General features: G+C 62.1%; 10 protein-coding genes. 2 read left to right on the forward strand and 8 right to left on the reverse strand.

Annotation, left to right across the window (positions count from 1 at the left end):
• From ACL2XG_RS13530 to fes, 3 genes are all read right to left on the reverse strand, one after another.
• Positions 1-3,963, reverse strand: coding sequence for an enterobactin synthase subunit F (locus tag ACL2XG_RS13530; protein ID WP_413721973.1), 3,963 nt, complete (start codon positions 3,961-3,963; stop codon positions 1-3).
• 35 nt (positions 3,964-3,998) lie between these two features.
• Positions 3,999-4,205, reverse strand: a complete 207-nt coding sequence (locus tag ACL2XG_RS13535) for an MbtH family protein (RefSeq protein WP_410012406.1) — start codon at positions 4,203-4,205, stop codon at positions 3,999-4,001.
• A 101-nt stretch (positions 4,206-4,306) separates the two neighbouring features.
• Positions 4,307-5,581 (reverse strand): enterochelin esterase, encoded by a 1,275-nt coding sequence (gene fes, locus ACL2XG_RS13540; protein ID WP_413723533.1) that lies wholly within the window; start codon positions 5,579-5,581, stop codon positions 4,307-4,309.
• A gap of 314 nt (positions 5,582-5,895) precedes the next feature.
• Between fes and ACL2XG_RS13545 the strand changes: the two genes are divergently transcribed.
• On the forward strand, positions 5,896-8,193 hold the full coding sequence (locus tag ACL2XG_RS13545) for a TonB-dependent siderophore receptor (RefSeq protein WP_410012407.1): 2,298 nt from the start codon (positions 5,896-5,898) through the stop codon (positions 8,191-8,193).
• A 1,306-nt stretch (positions 8,194-9,499) separates the two neighbouring features.
• Here ACL2XG_RS13545 and malT read toward each other — a convergent pair.
• On the reverse strand, positions 9,500-12,214 hold the full coding sequence (gene malT / locus ACL2XG_RS13550) for an HTH-type transcriptional regulator MalT (protein WP_410012408.1): 2,715 nt from the start codon (positions 12,212-12,214) through the stop codon (positions 9,500-9,502).
• Positions 12,215-12,467: 253 nt separating this feature from the next.
• Between malT and malQ the strand changes: the two genes are divergently transcribed.
• Positions 12,468-14,549, forward strand: a complete 2,082-nt coding sequence (gene malQ, locus ACL2XG_RS13555) for a 4-alpha-glucanotransferase (protein ID WP_413721972.1) — start codon at positions 12,468-12,470, stop codon at positions 14,547-14,549.
• On the opposite strand, the gene ACL2XG_RS13560 is transcribed toward malQ, so the two are convergent.
• The 4 genes from ACL2XG_RS13560 to malF form a co-directional block, all read right to left on the reverse strand.
• The gene (locus ACL2XG_RS13560; protein WP_413721971.1) at positions 14,546-15,016 is read right to left on the reverse strand and encodes an RES family NAD+ phosphorylase; all 471 of its coding nucleotides are present in this window, start codon (positions 15,014-15,016) and stop codon (positions 14,546-14,548) included. The genes malQ and ACL2XG_RS13560 overlap by 4 nt on opposite strands.
• Positions 15,013-15,453, reverse strand: coding sequence for an antitoxin Xre/MbcA/ParS toxin-binding domain-containing protein (locus ACL2XG_RS13565; RefSeq protein WP_413721970.1), 441 nt, complete (start codon positions 15,451-15,453; stop codon positions 15,013-15,015). The genes ACL2XG_RS13560 and ACL2XG_RS13565 overlap by 4 nt, the downstream gene beginning before the upstream one ends.
• Before the next feature lie 153 nt (positions 15,454-15,606).
• Positions 15,607-16,497: a maltose ABC transporter permease MalG gene (gene malG / locus ACL2XG_RS13570; protein WP_410012412.1), complete on the reverse strand. Its 891-nt coding sequence runs from the start codon at positions 16,495-16,497 to the stop codon at positions 15,607-15,609.
• Positions 16,498-16,508: 11 nt separating this feature from the next.
• Positions 16,509-18,080, reverse strand: a complete 1,572-nt coding sequence (gene malF, locus ACL2XG_RS13575) for a maltose ABC transporter permease MalF (protein WP_413721969.1) — start codon at positions 18,078-18,080, stop codon at positions 16,509-16,511.
• Positions 18,081-18,112 lie beyond the last annotated feature (32 nt).

The following is an 18,112-nucleotide window of genomic DNA, read 5'->3' on the forward strand; positions in this document are numbered from 1 at the left end:
CTACAGTTCCCTGAGCGCCTGGTTAAGCAAGGGTCCGAGCACCTGGAACGACGCGGGCGAAATAATATCCACATGGGCGCAGTCCAGTTCGTGCACGCGCAGCCGGTCCACATAATCTGACCAGGTCCGGCGCACGTCCATAGCGGCGGGCAGCGTGCGCCGGGCCACGAACAGCGTGGCTTCCCCGGCAAAATACGCGCTGCGGCTGGCCGCCAGCAGGCGTACCGAATCCGCATAGTTGCCCTCGATGGCATCGAACAGCCGCCGCTGTTCGTCCCCCGCCGGCTCCGCAATACCCTGTTGCGCGGCGATGAACTGCTCGCGCTCGCGCCGTACTTCCTCCAGCACTTCGGGGTCCAGCACATGTTTACCCTGCACCGCGTCCCAATTGCGCGTCTCCGGCGGGTAGGTATCGAGCAGGCCGAGAAACGCCACCGTTTCCCCCGCCGCGCGTAAACGGGCGGCAATGCCCTGCGCCAGCGTGCCGCCCAGCGAATAGCCGATAAAATGATAAGGGCCGTGCGGCTGTATGCCGCGCACCGTCAGCAGATGCGCGTCGCACACCTGCTCCAGGGTGCCGCACCGCTGCAGCGGACCGTCCGGACGCGGCGATTGGATACCCACCAGCGGCCAGCGCGGATCGATATAGCGCCGCAGCACGCTGAACTGCCAGGCGAAACCGGAGGCGGGATGAAAGCAAAACAGCGGCGGGCCCTCGCCCTGGCGCAGCGGCAGGACCGCGTCCAGTCCGGAACGCCGGATAGCATCGCCAGGATCGTTATCCACCTCATCATCAAACAGCGCGGCCAAGCGCGCCACCGTCGAGGCCACCATTACCTGACCGACGGTTACCGGCTTACCCACGTCGCGGCGCAGCTCCGCCGCCAGCCGCATCGCCAGCAGGGAATGACCGCCAAGGGCAAAAAAGTCATCGTCGACGGACCCGATCTCCTGTTGCAACAGTTGCGCAAACAGCGCGGCTACCCGCCGCTCGATGGCGGTTTGCGGCGCTCGCCCCCGTGTCGCCCGACGCGACTGGGGTAACGGCAGCGCCTTGCGATCCAGTTTACCGTTGGCGCTGAGCGGCAGGGCCGGAAGTTCGACCAGCGCCACCGGCACCATATGCGCCGGCAGCCGTTCGGCCAGGGCGTCGCGCAGCGCCTCGGGGTGCAGCCTTTCACCCGGCTGCGCCACCAGATAGCCGACCAGTTGCCGCGCATCGCCGCCGATGCCGCCATCAGGCGCGGCGCCCAATACCCGGGCATGGGTCACCGCCTGGCGCACGCCCGGCAATAACAGCAGCGCATGATCGATTTCACTTAACTCCACCCGCTGCCCGCGGATTTTAAGCTGATCATCGCTGCGGCCCAGGTACTCCACCGCGCCGTTGTCCAGCCAGCGGGCAACATCGCCGGTGCGGTACATCCGCCCGCCGTCGCCGTCGGGATCGGCCACGAACCGGCTGGCGGTCAGCTCCGGGCGCGCCAGGTAACCCTGGGCCAGTTGAACGCCGGTCAGGTAGAGATCGCCCGCAACGCCCGGCGGCACCGGCCGCAGCCGCCCGTCAAGAATGCGCAGGCCGGTATTCCATACCGGGAAGCCGATAGGCACATGCGCCCCGCGCACCGCCGCCAGCGTCTCGCCGTGGGCCGGGTACCAGCTGACGTCCACCGCGGCCTCGGTGGGGCCGTAAAGGTTATGCAGCTCCACCCCGGTGCGCCGCTGCCACAGGCGCGACAGTTCGGCGGGCAACGCCTCGCCGCTGCAAAATACCCGCCGCAGGGTGGCGCAGCAGGCGATGGCGCCGTCATCGGCAAGTGAGGCGACAAACGCCGCCAGCATCGAGGGGACGAAATGCAGGGTGGTAACGCGGTAATCGGCGATAAGCTGCAGCAACACCTGCGGATCGCGGTGGGCGTCCGGCGGCGCCATGACCAGCCGCGCGCCGTTGATAAGCGGCCAGAAAAATTCCCACACCGATACGTCAAAGCTACAGGGGGTTTTTTGCAGCACCGCGTCATCCGCGCTCAGCGGATAGCGATCCTGCATCCACAGCAGCCGGTTGACGATGGCGTCATGGGCCACCACCACGCCTTTCGGCCGTCCGGTCGACCCGGAGGTATAGATAATATAAGCGGGATGATGCGCCGACGGCCGGGGGAAATCCCGCGGCAGCCGCGGGTCCGCGGTCAACGGCGCCTCATACAGCAACAGATCGCCGCGGCCGTCGAACCGCGCGGCCTGTCCGGCGCAGGTGATAATCAGCCGCGGCCGCGCATCGTCCAGCATCAGTTGCAGCCGCTCGTCCGGATAACCGGTGTCCAGCGGTAGGTAGGCGGCGCCCACCTCGATAACCGCCATCAGCGCCAGCGTCAGGAATACCGAGCGCGGGAGCGCGACGGCGACGATATCGCCCGGGCGCACCCCCTGCGCCGCCAGCCGTTGCGCCAGCGCCAGCACCTGCCCGCGGGTTTCGCCGTAGGTCAGGCGGCGCCGCGCATCCGCCAGCGCCACGGCCTGGGGCGTGCGCAACGCCTGGCGTGCCAGCAGGGTGGCGAGCGTATCCGGCGCCAGCGTTTTACCGGTATCATTGATGCGCGCCAGCAGCGCGCGGTCGGCCTCGCCCAGCAAATCGGCCTGGCTGCATGGCAGCGCGGGATCGGCGGCAAACTGGCGCAGCAGCAGCGGCAGGCGCCGGGCATGGCCGGCCAGCTCGCCGGCGGTATACCGCTCGGCGTTGGCCACCAGTTCCACCGCTACCGTTTCTTCCCCAAGATAGAGCGCGATTTCCAGATCGCGCACCGGCCCGGAAGCCAGCGCGTGCGTCACGCCCTCCACCCCGGCGAAATCAAGCTGGAAGTCGAACATCTTCAGATTAAATACCGGGCCGAACAGCGGTTGTTCATCCCCTGTGCGGCCCAGGTCGCGCAGTACCTGTTCCGCATCATAACGCTGATGGCGGCGCAGGCTCTTCAGCTCGCCGGACAGGGCGGCGGCCAAGGCGCCCAGCGTCTGCCCCGGGCCGACGGTCACGGCCAGCGGCAGGACATTGATCACCGGACCGGTGGCATCCAGGGCGGCCGAGGCCATACGGCGCATAAAGATAAAACCGGCGGCATAGGACGGTTGCCCGCACAGCCGGGCAAACCATAACGCCACCAGCGCCAGGGCCAGATCGGCGATGCCCGGCGCGCGCTCCTCCCCCGTGACCAGGCCGGCGAACAGCCGGCTATCGAGATCAAGCGCATAACGCAGCACATGGGTGGTGGCGGCCTGGCCGGACAACGGTTTGAGCGACAGCGTGCCCGGCGCCGGCAGTCGGCCGGTTTTTTCGCGCCAGAAAGCGGCGTCGCGGCGCCAGGCATCCGACTGATAATACGCCTGATATTCCTCCACCACCCCCTGAAAGGGGGTAAAAGGCGACGGCGGCGGCGTTTCCCGGCGCATGAAGGCGCTATACAGCACGGCGATGCGGCGGGTGATGGCGGTAAAACTAAAGCCGTCGACGATCAGATGATGATAGCGCTGATACCAAAACCAGCGATCGCGGGCCACGCGAATCAGCAGATGCCGGTACAACGGTTTGCCGCTCAGCACCCGCAGATCTCCCGCCAGATCCTGCTGCATCAGCGCCAGCGCGGCGTTCCGGGCGTCGCCGGCGGCGCTGAGATCCACGCAATCGGGACGGTCAAAGGTCAGATCGCCGTCAACCCATTGCACCGCAATGCCGTCACGCTCGGCAAAACGCATGCGCAGGGTGTCGGCTTCGCCCATGCCCTGGTCGATGGCGCGCAGCAGGCAGCCTTCATCGATATCGCCCTTAAGCTCGATATAGTGCGCCACCGCATAGGCGTTGGGCTGCGCGGAAAGTTGGTCTGCCACCCAGATACCGGGCTGCGCCGCCACCAGCGGCAGTTCGGCCGGCTGTCCATCGGCGCCGGTTGGCAAGGATATTTCTGACACGGCGGTAACTCCTTAAAAACGATGGGTTGCGCTGCTTATGCCCCGCGCAGCGCGGCGGGACGCATATCGGTCCAGTGGGTTTCCAGCCATCGGCCGCATTCCGGGCGCGGCGCCGGGCCAAAAACCGGCGTCCATCCGGCGGGCACCGGGCTGAAATCCGGCCAGAGGCTGTATTGGGCCTGGCGGTTTTGCAAAACCAGACAAATCTGTTGCGGATCGTCGAAGGGGTTGGGGTGTTCCAAAACGCACTCCTTATTTTGCTGCGATAGCGCCAATGACGGGGATTGCCCGGGGCGAAAATAGCCAGGCCGGGCATGGACGCGGGAAGCGCCGGCCAGGGGCGCTAGCGGCCGGGCGACCAGAGCGCGGCCAGCCCGTCCAGCAGGCCGCCGCGCCAGCACAGCGCGTCATGGCCGCCGTCCACCACCCGGTAATCAACCCGGTGCCCTTGCCGGCGCAGGAGTTCCACCACCCGGTCGTTTACCTGGTGAATAAGCCGCTCCCGGTTGCCGGCCTCGATAAAGACCTTCAGCGCCAGTCCGTCGCCCAGGCCCCGCCCGATCTGCGCCGGCAGCCCACGGGCATCGCCGGAGGCGTCCCGCGCCTGTGCCGCATCCCGGTCGGGCCACCAGAACGAACCGGACTGGCTGAGCACGCAGCCAAAATGCCCGGGCCAGTTTAAGGCGGCATACAGGGCGGACAGGCCGCCATAGCTTTGCCCCGCCACCACCGTCGTCGCCGGATCGGCGCGGTACGGCGCCCAGGCTGCCAGCTGCGGCAGCAGTTCTTCCCGTACCGCCCGCCAGAATTCAGGGTTGCAGGTTAATTCACGCCCGCGCCGTGGGCTATCGATGGCGTCAATCAATACATAGACCGCCTCGGGCAGGACCCCGGCGCGCGTCATATGCAGCAACGGCGACCAGACCGGCATCTGCCGCGCCCAGAACTGCCCGTCCAGCAGGATGGCCAGCGGACGCCTGGGCGCATGCCGGCGTCCGCTGGTGAATACCCAGATATCGCGGCTGTTGCCCAGGCGTTCGCTATGCCAGCGATGGCACTCCAGCCCTGCGGGCGACGGCAGCGGCGGCAGGGTGCGCCCGGCCACCGGGCCAAGCCTGTCGTACTCGTTCCAGGCTGTCTGCGGGGGCGCCAGCGGCATATGCAGCGCGGAAACCGGATGGCCGCGTCCGTTGGTCCAGGCGCGCAGCGGATTAAGCCGGTCGGCGACCGCGCCGGAAAATAAACCACGCCAGGCGTTACGCAGCGCGGCGCGGTCCATGGGCGCCGCCGCCGCGCCGAACGCCCCGTCGTCCCGGCATGGGATAAAGCAATAACTGCCGCGCCACCGCGCGCCGAGACTGGTTTGCCAATACCAGACATCCGTGCCGGCAATACGCTCCAGGCTTTGCGGACCGGTATCGCTATGGTGGTCGGTCACGCCGCTGATGTTAATCCATACCCGGCGGATAGGGGACGCGCGCTCGTCGCCCCCGGGGTCGCGCCACAGGAATATCACGCCGCACTGCCCGGTCGCACCGGCCTCCACCCAGGGCGCACCCTGGCGTTCCACCTCCCGCCACCAGTCGTCGCCGCCCACATCGGCGCGGGCCAACATCATTTTTTTCACCGGCGCGATTCCTTATGTAAACCGTGAATGTAGACGTTTTAATCTAAAACGTAAACTAAATACTATTGATAATTATTTCTATTTGCAATAGTGTGTAAAAGTTCCATTAAGGGTCGGTTTTATTTGTCAATGGCGTGGCCGAACGAGGGAATAACGTAATGTTAACAGCGATTTAACATTGCGTGCTAGCCGCCGGCAGTTGCTGAAAAAACTGCTTATTTTATCCAATTTATAACATAGCAGGCCGTCCATACTGCTGGCTTTCGCCGGAGCAGTCACGGGATCGGCTACAGATCAGGGAACATATGCATACCACATTCTCAGGTTACTCCTTAGCGACCCTAATCAGTCTGGGTCTGGGAACTCTGGCGCTTCCTTTGGCCGCGCCTGCGGCCGACAGCACGACCACAGCACCGGTATCAACCTCCGCGACGACGGACGACGCCACGGCAACCAGCGGCGGCAAAAGCGCGGCGGGCGATACCATCGTCGTCACCGCGGCAAAGCAAAATCTCCAGGCGCCTGGCGTATCCACCATCAGCGCCGATGAAATCAGGAAACGGCCGCCCGCCCGCGATGTGTCGGAAATCATCCGCACCATGCCCGGCGTCAACCTGACCGGCAATTCCACCAGCGGCCAGCGCGGCAACAACCGCCAAATCGATATCCGCGGCATGGGGCCGGAAAATACCCTGATCCTGATTGATGGCCTGCCGGTCAGCAGCCGCAACTCGGTGCGCCAGGGCTGGCGCGGCGAGCGCGACACCCGGGGCGATACCGCCTGGGTGCCGCCGGAAATGATCGATCATATCGAGGTGATCCGCGGACCGGCGGCGGCGCGCTACGGCAACGGCGCCGCCGGCGGCGTGGTGAATATTATTACCAAAAAAGACACCCGCGATTGGCATGGTTCATGGAATACCTACCTGAATATGCCGCAGCATGACGACGAAGGCGCGACCAAACGCACCAACTTCAGCCTGTCCGGGCCGCTGAGCGACGCGTTCAGCTTCCGCCTGACCGGCGGCTACAGCAAAACCCAGGCCGACGCCCAGGATATTAACGACGGTCATCAGTCCCTGCGCACCGGCACCTATGCCGATACTGTCCCGGCCGGACGCGAAGGGGTCAGGGACAAAAATATCGATGCCCTCCTGCACTGGGATTTGGCGCCGATGCAAAGCCTGGAATATGAAACCACCTACAGCCGCCAGGGCAATATCTACGCCGGCGATACCCAGAACACCAATACCAGCCAGTTGGTGCAGGACAACTACGGCCATGAAACCAACCGTATCTATCGCCAGACCCATGCCCTGACCTGGCGCGGCGCCTGGGACAGCGGCGTCAGCACCCTTAATTACCTGCAATATGAGCGCACAAAAAATACCCGCCTGGACGAGGGGCTGGCCGGCGGCACGGAGGGGATTTTCGCCAGCAATGATTTTTCCACCATCCAGCTGGACAGCGTGCTGGCGCATACCGAACTCAGCGTGCCGTTTGAGCTGGGGGTCAACCAGACCCTCACGGCCGGCAGCGAGTGGAACCAGCAGAAAATGAAGGATCCGGCGTCGAATACCCAGACCCTCCTGGGCGGCGCTATCCCGGGCGTGGCCAGCACCGGACGCAGCCCCTACTCCTCGGCCGATATTTTCTCGCTGTTCGCCGAGGATAATATGGAACTGACCGACAGCACCATGCTGGTGCCGGGGCTGCGCTTCGACCACCATTCCATCGTCGGCGACAACTGGAGTCCTTCGCTTAACCTCTCGCAGGGGCTGGGACAGGATTTCACCCTGAAAATGGGCATCGCCCGCGCCTATAAAGCGCCGAGCCTGTTCCAGACCAACCCCAACTACCTGCTCTACAGCCGCGGCCAGGGCTGTGCCGCCAGCACCGGCGGGTGTTATCTGCTGGGTAATGATGATCTCAAGGCGGAAACCAGCATCAACAAAGAAATCGGGCTGGAATTTAAACGCGACGGCTACCAGGCGGGCGTGACCTATTTCCGCAATGACTACCGCGATAAAATCGAGGCGGGTTATGTGCCGACCGGCGTCTCGACCAACGGCGCGTCCGATATCTATCGCTGGGAAAACGTACCCAAGGCGGTGGTGCAGGGATTGGAAGGTACGCTGAATATCCCGGTTAGCGAAACGGTTTCCTGGAATAACAATGTTACCTATATCATTGAAAGCAAAAATAAAGAGACCGGGGACTACCTGTCGATCATTCCGGAATATACGCTGAATTCCACCCTGAGCTGGCAGGCGCGCCAGGATCTGTCGCTACAGTCCACCCTTTCATGGTATGGACGCCAGAAACCGAAAAAATACAACTACAAGGGCGAACGCGTTACCGGCAGCGAAACCAATGAGGTCAGCCCTTACGCCATTGTCGGCCTGAGCGGCACCTACGATATCAACAAATACGCCAGCCTGACCCTGGGCATCGACAACGTCTTCGACAAGCGCCAGTTCCGCGCCGGTAACGCCCAGACCACCGGCAACGCCGCCACCAACGCTTATATGTACGGCGCCGGCGCCGCCACCTACAACGAACCGGGCAGGACCTTCTACCTTGGCCTTAACACCCACTTCTGATGTGCGGGTAGGCTTATGTTGCCGTGGCGGAGGTTTCGCTTGCCGTGTGCGGGTAGGCTTATGTTGCCGTGGCGGAGGTTTCGCTTGCCGTGTGCGGGTAGGCTTATGTTGCCGTGGGGGAGGTTTCGCTTGCCATGTGCGGGTAGGCTTATGTTGCCGTGGGGGAGGTTTCGCTTGCCGTGCGTTCGGTGGTGATATGTATTGCCGGGTGCCGGCAAGCGACAAAGAGGCCGTACCGCGACGGCCTCCTTGACCTCCGCGCGTCCGACAGATCGTGCGCCGCTGCGCGGTCCCCGGCATCACCCATCCCGGCTTGTGGACCGCCCGGGATGCGCTCCCGGCGCAGCCCGGGCTTTCGCCGCTCCCGGCGGCTCATCCAGCCGTGACGTGCGCCGCCGGCGCACTCTATGCCGGCACCACGTCAACACCATCGCCTGCCAGCAAAACAGCGTTTTGGGGTCCTTAGCGGTATGCGCTTACCGGGAAAAGTCTCAGTATTCATTTTGCGCTAATGTTTACAGCCTGATGGCTAATGGCTGAAAGCGTAATGCTTACTGTTAAAACTCAAAACTGAATGATGAATGCCTTACTGCCTTACTGCATGACTGCATGACTGTATGCCTGCATGACTGTATGCCTGATTTTCGCTGTGCCAACGGTTTTCCATACGTGTTGCATTCCATAACCGTCAATCCTATGCCGACGCCAGCCCCCATCCAAAACAACAGCGCCGCTATCACTTCATAATATGCCGTGCGAGCCGCGACATGGGGACCGGCATAAAGCGCGCTGACGGCGCCTGTGCCCCCGGCATGAGCCGCCGGGAGCGGCGAAAGGCCCGGTAGCGCCGGGAGCGCATACCGGGCCGGTGCATCACGGGGGCATGGGCGGCGGAAGGCATCGCGCAGCGACGCGCGACCTGCCGGGCGCGCGGAGGTCAAGGAGGCCGTCGCGGTACGGCCTCCTTGTCGCTTGCCGGCGCCAGGCAATACATATAACCACCGGACGCACGGCAAGCGAAACCTCTGCCGCAGCAACATAAGCCTACCCGCAAACAAAACTCTCGCCGACGCAGCATAAGCCTCCCCCGCAAGCGAACCTTACGCCTCGGCAGTATAAGCCTCCCCCGCACACGGCAAGCGACCCCTCCCCGACGCAACATTCAGCTGACCGCAAACAAAACCTTTGCCCACCGGGCTCAAGCCGCCACGAGGCCGCTGTAATACCGCCCCCCTTTACCCATCACGCCCGAACGAAAAAAAGCGCCGGCGCCGTCAACAGCCCGGACGCGTAATCGATACGCGCCTTATACCGCATAACCGATCATCGTCAGCATCTTTTTCACCTGCTGCACCGCGTCCTGCCGCTGCCCCACCCCCAGCTTCTGGTAAAGATTACGAATATGGGTTTTGATGGTGGTCGACGCCACGTCCAGCTCGCCGGCAATCTGGTTGTTACTGTAACCCGAATAAATCAGCCCCAGCACCTGCCACTCCCGCTGGGTCAGCGGACTGATGCGAATCAACTCGGGCACCTGCGGATGATGCAGCAATTGCTGGACAAAATCTTCGTCGAAATGGGCGAACTTATGGCGATGATGGGCATTAATATCGCGCAAAATGCGCCGGGTCCGCTGTTGTTCCAGCTCCGGCAGCACGCCGAGCTGCAGCAGTTGCCGCAGCTGCATCGCCATCGTTTCGCCTTCAATAACAAAATGGCTGATAAAACCGGTGCGATTGGCTAACGACAACGCCTCCATCAGCACCCGCTGGGCATCGTTCTTGCGCCCGGTGCGCCAATAAATAAGATTATTAAGCAACAGGTTACGGTTAAGATCGCTCACCAAATGCAGTTGTCGGGCATTATCATTAAGCTCGTCGAGCACCACTTCCGCCTCGTCGAACTGGCCGAGCAGAATCTGGGCGCGGGCAATATTACGCCACTGCCCCTGCAAAAAATGGTTATCGACGTTATCCGGTTTCACCGTCTGGTCCAGCCACCTCGCGGCGGCATCGACATCCCCGGTCAGTTGCCAGAACAGCACCCGCGGCTTATCGGCATTGGTCACCCAATCGCTATGGTATTGCGCGCCGCTTATCAGGTTCTCGCAACGGTGCAGATGGCTGCGGGCATTATCGAAATCGCCGCGCGCCAGCGCGATTTTGGCCAGCATCGCCAGGCACTGCAGCTGCTGCTGCGGTTCGGCGCTTTCCAGCACCTTCAGCCCGGCGCTGGCGGCCTGTTCGGCCTCGTCCAGGCGCGCCCAGGACCACAGCAGCTGCGCGCGCAGACGCAGCAGGAACTCATGCATCGGCAATTGTTCCAGATGCTGCTCGCCCACCAGTTCGAACGCCTTATCCTGTATTTCATACGCCGCCTGCAAATACCCCTGCGCTATCAGGATTTCGCTTTGCTGCAGCAAGGCCCACAAGGCGTAGTGATACACCCCATGCCGGCGCGCCATCCGATCGGTCTGCTGCATCATGCTCAAGGCTTTGACCAACTGTCCCTGGCAATGCGCGACTTCGCCGGTCACCGACGTGGCGACAATACGGCCGTAATAATTAAACTGCGGCAAAAACCGTAGCGCTTCGGCAGCCAGGGATTCCGCTTCAAGGGGCTTGCCGGTATTTATCGCCACCTGCGCCAGCAGGGCGTTAAACTCCGCCACCAGCCAGGGGGCAAGATCGAGTTTGCGCCGCGCCATCTCCGCTTTGTCATGGGCCAGCAGACTCGCCACCTCGGCGCTCCGGTGCTGGCCCTGGGCCAGCCAGCCCTTGAGCAACACCAGCCTGGGCCGCAGGATCAGCACGTCGTAGGGCAAATGCTTCAGGCAACGGTCCAGCAACGCCAGCTCACCATGGTTAAATAACGTCCAGCCGCTATCAAGCAGTATCCGGCACATCATACCCACATCATTCGCCGCCATCGCGTGGTGGATGGCTTCGGCGGGATAGCCCTGCGCCAGCCAGCCCTCGGCGGCGGCGCAATGGATCTCGGGCAGCTCGGCCGCCAGTTCCCACTGGCAGCGCTGGCGCAGGAAACTGGCGAATAACGGATGAAAACGAAACCATTCGCCGCTGTCGTCCATACGCTGGATAAACAGCCCCTGGTGTTCGGTCTGCTCCAGCCGCTGCTGGCCGTTTCCCTCGCCCATCAGCCGGTCAATCAGCGCATCGTTCATCGAGCGCAGCAGCGAACAGCGCAGCAGGAAACGACGGGTGGCGCCATCGACCCGATCGAGCACCTCATCCACCAGGTAATCGGACAAATGACCGGCATTAATGCCCGACAGCCGCCGGGCGGTTTTGCTGGCCGGGGTATCGGACTGGCGGGAAGACAGCACAATCAGCTGCAGCGCCGTCGCCCAGCCCGCGACCTCGTCGCACAGCCGGTTGCTGTCCTGGGCTGCGATGGGCATATCCAGGCGTCCTGCGAAAAACTGCCTGGCCTCCTCATGGGTAAAGGCCAACTGCTGGCTGCCGATTTCCAACAGTTGATCGCGCACCCGCAGATTGGCGATGCCCAGCGACGGCAGGTTGCGCGACAGCAGAACCAGCTTGAGGCTATCCGGCTGCTGGCGCAGCAGGCCGCGCATGGCGTCATGGATAACCGTATTGGTGATCAGATGGTAATCGTCGATGACCAGGAAAAGCGGCGTGGTCCAGTCGGCCAGATCCACCGACAGCTGGGCAAACAAGGTTCCCAGGCTGGCATACTGATGCTTCTGCGCCAGCGCTTCGCTGCGCAGGCAATGGCCGCCCGTCGCCTGCTGGATCGCCGCCACCAGGTAATTGGCAAAGATCTCCGGTTCATTATCGCTATCGTCAAGGGAATACCAGCCCAGATCCTGCCTCGCCGCCGCCCACTGCGCAATAAGCGTCGTTTTGCCGTAACCGGCGGGGCTGGTAATCAGCGCCAGGCGATAGTTCGCCGCGCTATCCAGCCGGTCCAGCAAACGCTGGCGCGGCACGGCACTTTGCAGCCTCACTGGCCGTCTCAGTTTTGATGGGATTAGCATTGTTTTTATTTCCCCAGGGGTACACGGCAATGTGCTAAAACTAACTGTTAACCATTGTAATTATAATGTAAATAATTATTACCTAAGGTTATCCATATCCCATTTTAGTAAATTGCGCCCTATCACAATTTTAACTCAGCCTTGGCGCTCCTCCCCTTTTAACCCGCCGCCGGGAGGATGAAAAACGCCCTATGCCGCGTCATGATGGCCGGTGGCGGCAAACGGGCGACGGCTATCCACCGCGGGAAAAATAATGGAAGAACTCTTGTTGGAACAGATATCGGCCCAGGCCGGTATCGGCAGCGACTATATCAATGCCCTGGGCCAGCGGCAGGCCATCTCGGCACAAACCAAACGACGGTTGCTGGACGCCATGGGGCGCGGGTCAGGATTGGCGGCCGTCTCGCAGGACCCGCTGCCGCCGGTGGCCGTTTGGCGCCGGGATGCGCCGGCGGCGCTGACGCCCGGCGGCCGGGGCGATTACCGCTGGCAACTGCGCACCGAGCAGGGCGGAACCCTTCAGGGCGAGATAAGCGCCGGATCGCCGCTATCGCTGCCCCACACCCTGGCGTGCGGCTATCACCGGTTAACGTTAAGCCAGGGCGCGCGGGAGTGGCATTGCCGGGTAATCATCGCCCCGCCCCGCTGTTTTCAGCCAGGGGCGCTGCTGGCCGGGCAAAAGCTCTGGGGCGCCTGCATCCAGCTCTATACGCTGCGTTCGGCGGTCAATTGGGGTATCGGCGATACCGGCGATCTGAAAACGATGGTGCGGGAAGTCGCCCGGCGCGGCGGCGCGTTTGTCGGTCTCAATCCCATCCATGCGCTCTGCCCGGCCACGCCGGGCGATGCCAGTCCCTACAGCCCGTCGTCACGGCGCTGGCTGAATATGCTGTATATCGATATCAATAGCCTGGAGGATTTCCACCTTAGCCCGGCGGCGCGGTCATGGTGGGCGCGCGAAGAGGTGCAGCAAGCGCTGGCGCTGGCGCGCGCCGCTCCCGAGGTGGATTATCCCCGGGTCGGCGCGCTGAAATTAGCCGCGCTGCGTTTGTGCTGGCAACAGTTCAGCCTGCGCGGGGAGCAGGACGCGCAGCGCCTGGCGTTTGCCGCTTTTGTGCGCCTGGGCGGCGACAGCCTGCGCCATCAGGCTGAATTTGACGCCCTGCACGCGTACCTGCTGGCGCGGGATCCGTCCTGGCGCCGCTGGCAGGACTGGCCTGCCGAGTACCGCGCCAGCCAGGGCGCCGGAACGCAGGCGTTTCGCCGGCGGCATGCCGGTGAGATCGCATTTTATCTCTGGCTGCAGTGGCTGGCCGACCGTCAGTTTGCCGAATGTTCTGCGCTCTGCCGGGCGCTTGGCATGCCTCTCGGCTTATACCGCGATTTTGCGGTGGGGGTCAGCGCCGGCGGCGCGGAAACCTGGAGCGATCCGGCATTATATTGCCTGGAAGTAGCGATAGGCGCGCCGCCGGATGTGCTCGGTCCGCAGGGGCAGAACTGGGGGCTGGCGCCCATGGATCCGCGGGTGATGGCCGCCCGCGGCTACCAGCCGTTTATCGATCTTGTGCGATCGAATATGCAGGGCTGCGGCGCGCTGCGCATCGATCACGTCATGTCGCTGCTGCGCCTGTGGTGGATCCCGCGCGGCGATACCGCCGGACAGGGCGCCTACGTCCACTACCCGCTGGACGATTTGCTCGCCATCCTGGCGCTTGAGAGCCTGCGCAACCAGTGCCTGGTGATCGGCGAGGATCTGGGCACCGTGCCGCATGAAATCCTCGCGCGGCTGCGCGACAGCGCTGTTTATTCCTATAAAGTGCTCTATTTCGAGCGGGACGCCCGGCATCATTTCCAGCCGCCGGAAGCCTACCCGCCGCAGTCTATGGCCACCGCCGCCACCCATGATTTACCGACGCTGCGCGGCTACTGGGGCGCCGGCGATCTCAGCCTTGGCAAAACGCTGGGACTGTATCCCGACGCGGCGGTGCTGCATTATCTGCATGAGGACCGACGGCGCGCGCGCCAGGGGCTGCTGGACGCCCTGCACCGTCACGGCGGCCTGCCGCGGCGGGTATCGCGCCGGGCCGATGGCCTGCCGATGTCGCGCATGCTTAACCATGCCATTCACCGCTATCTGGCCGACAGCGGCAGCGCGTTATTGGGATTACAGCCCGAGGACTGGCTGGATATCACCACCCCGGTCAACGTGCCCGGCACCAGCGATGGGTATCCGAACTGGCGCCGCAAATTGACGCGCGGCCTGGAGGAGATTTTCGCCGATAAGGGCATCAATGCCCTGCTGCGGGATATCAACCGGCGTCGCCAGTTGCGTTAGAGGCTGGGGTTCAGCCTTGGATCAAAGGTAAATTCGAGCGGCGTAACCGACGCCAGACAACCAGCAAACGCCGGATGCTCATTGTTAATCAATACATTGTATTCCATAGGCACAATGGCGGAAGGCACCATTAGCCCGACGCTCGATTTTCCCTGAAACCATTGTGTGCCGATATCCTTGGTGGCGGGAATCGGCACCGGCGCATTCCAGTTAGCAGGAAGATCTTGCGCATTGAGCATGACAATGAAATCGTCGGGTACGTCAATACTCATTAACTGATAAAAATCTAATATGGATTCGTCCTGTAAATGCACTAATACTTCCAGAATGGCCAGTGACACTGCCGAGGAGATATACACCATCGGCGTACCCATTCTGTTCCATCTTGCCACCGAGCTGTTAAAAGCGCCAACGCCACTCCACGCGGTGGCAATATATTGCTTCTGGCAAAATCGATACAAGATCACATGACAACTCCATGTTTAATGCCTTCAATTAAACTGACCACATCACGGGCGCCGGTTTCAGTTCCTATCGCCTGATTGGGTGTTTCGCCGCCTAAAACTCTGGCAGGTTTGTTCATCCAGGCAATGGTTTTCTGGAAGTCATTGCCGAACAGCGCTAAAGCCATATCAAAGGCGGTAACATAACGGGTAATAGATTCACTTTGAGCCGGAGAGAGCTTCTCTTTACGCCGGGCAATGCTGCGTCCACTTAACCCAAGCGTCGCCAAAAATTCTTCTCTTTTGAAGCCGACGATGGACCTGATATTATCAATTACCGACACTTCAAGCCCTTCCATCATCAGATGACGCAGCTCAGGACCGGACGCATCCGGCAAATGAGCGGAGGCCCACAGGCTATGTGCGGGCTCTTTCATTACGGGAGGGGTATATATTTTCATGTACGCCTCACTTTCTGCCAAATGTCATACTTCATGATAGCCATTTGGCAGAAAAAATCAATATTTTCGTGCCCGGCAAAAAAATGGCGACATAACGTCGCCAAAAACACAGGACACAGACACAGACACGTACGCAAGAACAACAACAGTGGCTTAACCTTTCAGGCCTCCGGCGGTAAGACCGCTTACCAGCCAGCGCTGGGCCAACAAAAACAGCAGGGTGATGGGCAGGGCGGACAGTACCGCCGCGGCGGCAAAATCCCCCCACAGATAGTTTTGCGGATTGAGATACTGCTGCATGCCCACCGCCAGGGTGAAATTATCCACATCGCGCAGCAGCAGCGACGCCACCGGCACCTCGGTAATGGCGGCAATAAACGACAGCACGAACACCACCGCCAGTATCGGCACCGACAGCGGCAGCAACACCAGCCGGAACGCCTGCCAGGGCGTGGCGCCGTCCAGCGCGGCCGCTTCCTCAAGCGAACCCTCGATAGTGTCGAAATATCCCTTGATGGTCCAGACATGCAGCGTAATGCCGCCAAGATAGGCGAAGATCACCCCGCCATGGGTATTTAGCCCCATAAACGGCAGATACTGACCCAGCCGGTCAAACAGCGCGTACAGCGCCACCAGCGACAATACCGCCGGGAACATCTGGAAAATCAGCATGCCCTGAAGCAATGCGCTTTTACCGTGAAAACGCATGCGGGCGAAGGCGTAGGCGCAGGTGGTGGACAGCGCCACGATGCCCAGGGCGGTAATGGTCGCCACCTTTACCGAGTTCCATAACCACAGCAGCACCGGGAACGGCGGCGGGGTTATGCTGCCGTCCGCGTGCCGTACGCTCAAACCCAGCGCCAGCCGCCAGTGCTCCAGGGATATCTGCTGCGGGATCAGGCTGCCGGTGGCGAAGTTGCCGACGCGCAGTGAAATCGCCAGCACCATCAGCAATGGAAACACGATCAGGGCGATAAAACCCAGCAGCAGCACGTGCGTCGCCGCCAGCCGCAGGAAACGCGATGAAGATTGCACCATAGCCACCCGGGACCTCCTTAATCAAATGTCAGACGCGCCGTTTTCACATTCAGTATCGCCAACCCGCCCACCAGCAGGAAAATAAGGGTGGCGATGGCGGCGGCCAGGCCGAAATCCTGCCCGCCGCCGCCTTCAAAGGCGATACGGTAGGTATAACTTACCAGCAGGTCGGTATAACCGGCGGGAGTGCTGGTGCCAATGCGGTCAGGCCCGCCGTTGGTCAGCAGCTGGATCAGCACAAAATTATTAAAATTAAACGCAAAGCTGGCGATCATCAGCGGCGTAAGCGGCTTGAGCAGCAGCGGCAGCGTAATACGGAAAAAATTCTGTAACGGTCCGGCGCCGTCCATGGCCGAGGCTTCGTATAAGTCATCGGGTATGGATTTCAGCAGCCCCATGCACAAAATCATCATATAGGGATACCCGAGCCAGGCGTTCACCACCACCAGCATCAGCCGCGCCAGCAGCGGATCCTGAAACCAGGCGGGCCGGATGCCGAACACAGCGTTCAGCAGCATATTGATTTCCCCAAAACTCTGGTTGAACAATCCCTTGAAAATCAATATTGAAATAAACGACGGCACGGCATACGGCAAGATCAGCAGCAGCCGGTACAAAGCGCGGCCCCGCAGCGCCTCCCATTGCACCACGCAGGCCAACACCATGCCGATGGCCACCGTCAGGACCACGGTCAGCAACGAAAACACAATGGTCCAGACAAATATGGCCAGGAAAGGCTGCCGGATTCCCTGATCCTCTACCACCCGCATAAAATTTTGCCACCCCACCGGCACGGTATAACCCGGGCTGAGCTGCCCGGCGACAAAATGGCCTTCGGCATCGACCGCCTGGTAAAAACCCGTGGCCCGGTTGGGCCGGTAGACGGCCCCGGTGCGGCTGTCGGTCAGGCGGTCCTGGCCGCCCAGCGTATACAGCGGCCGCAGGCCGGAAAATTGCCGTAACGAGCTGATGCGCAGCCGGGCGCCGTCGGGCAATTGCAGCGTCAGCCGGCCGAGGGCCTGGCGATACTGTGTTACCACCCTGAGCGTGCCGCGCTCTCCCGGCGGCGGCGCGTCGCTCGGCAACATCATTAGCGTCTGGTCCCGGCCGCCGTCCAGGCTGAACGCCGGCGAGACCCATAACCGTCCGCCGTCGGCATCGGCCAGCGCCAGCCGCCATGCGGTTCCCTGGCCGTACAGGCTGAAGGCGTAGGCTTTGCCGATTTGCAACTGCCGATCCAGCAGCACCGATTGCGCGCGCTCAAAGGACAGCTGATGGACGCTGCTGTAGTTGGTAAAGGCGATGCCGACGGTGCACAGCAGCGGAAACAACACAAACAGCCCCACGCCCGCCAGTCCCGGATACACATAGCGCCAGGCATAGGCCCCGGCATTGGCGAAAACGGCCAGCCCCGCGCTTGTCAGGATGAGCGTCAGCAGGGCAAACAGATATTCACCCCGGGCATACAGCGGTATCACCATCCAGGCGATGGCCAGGGCGCAAAAAATCACGACCGCCCACTTCACAAACCGGTGATGCCGCCAGCGCGCGGGCTTGCGGGACAGAGGAACCGAGCCGGTGTTTGACATAACCCTTCCTATAACGGCGGATGACAACCCGC

Origin of the sequence: Sodalis sp. RH24 (assembly GCF_047324145.1) — a bacterium.
Lineage (GTDB): Bacteria > Pseudomonadota > Gammaproteobacteria > Enterobacterales > Enterobacteriaceae > Acerihabitans.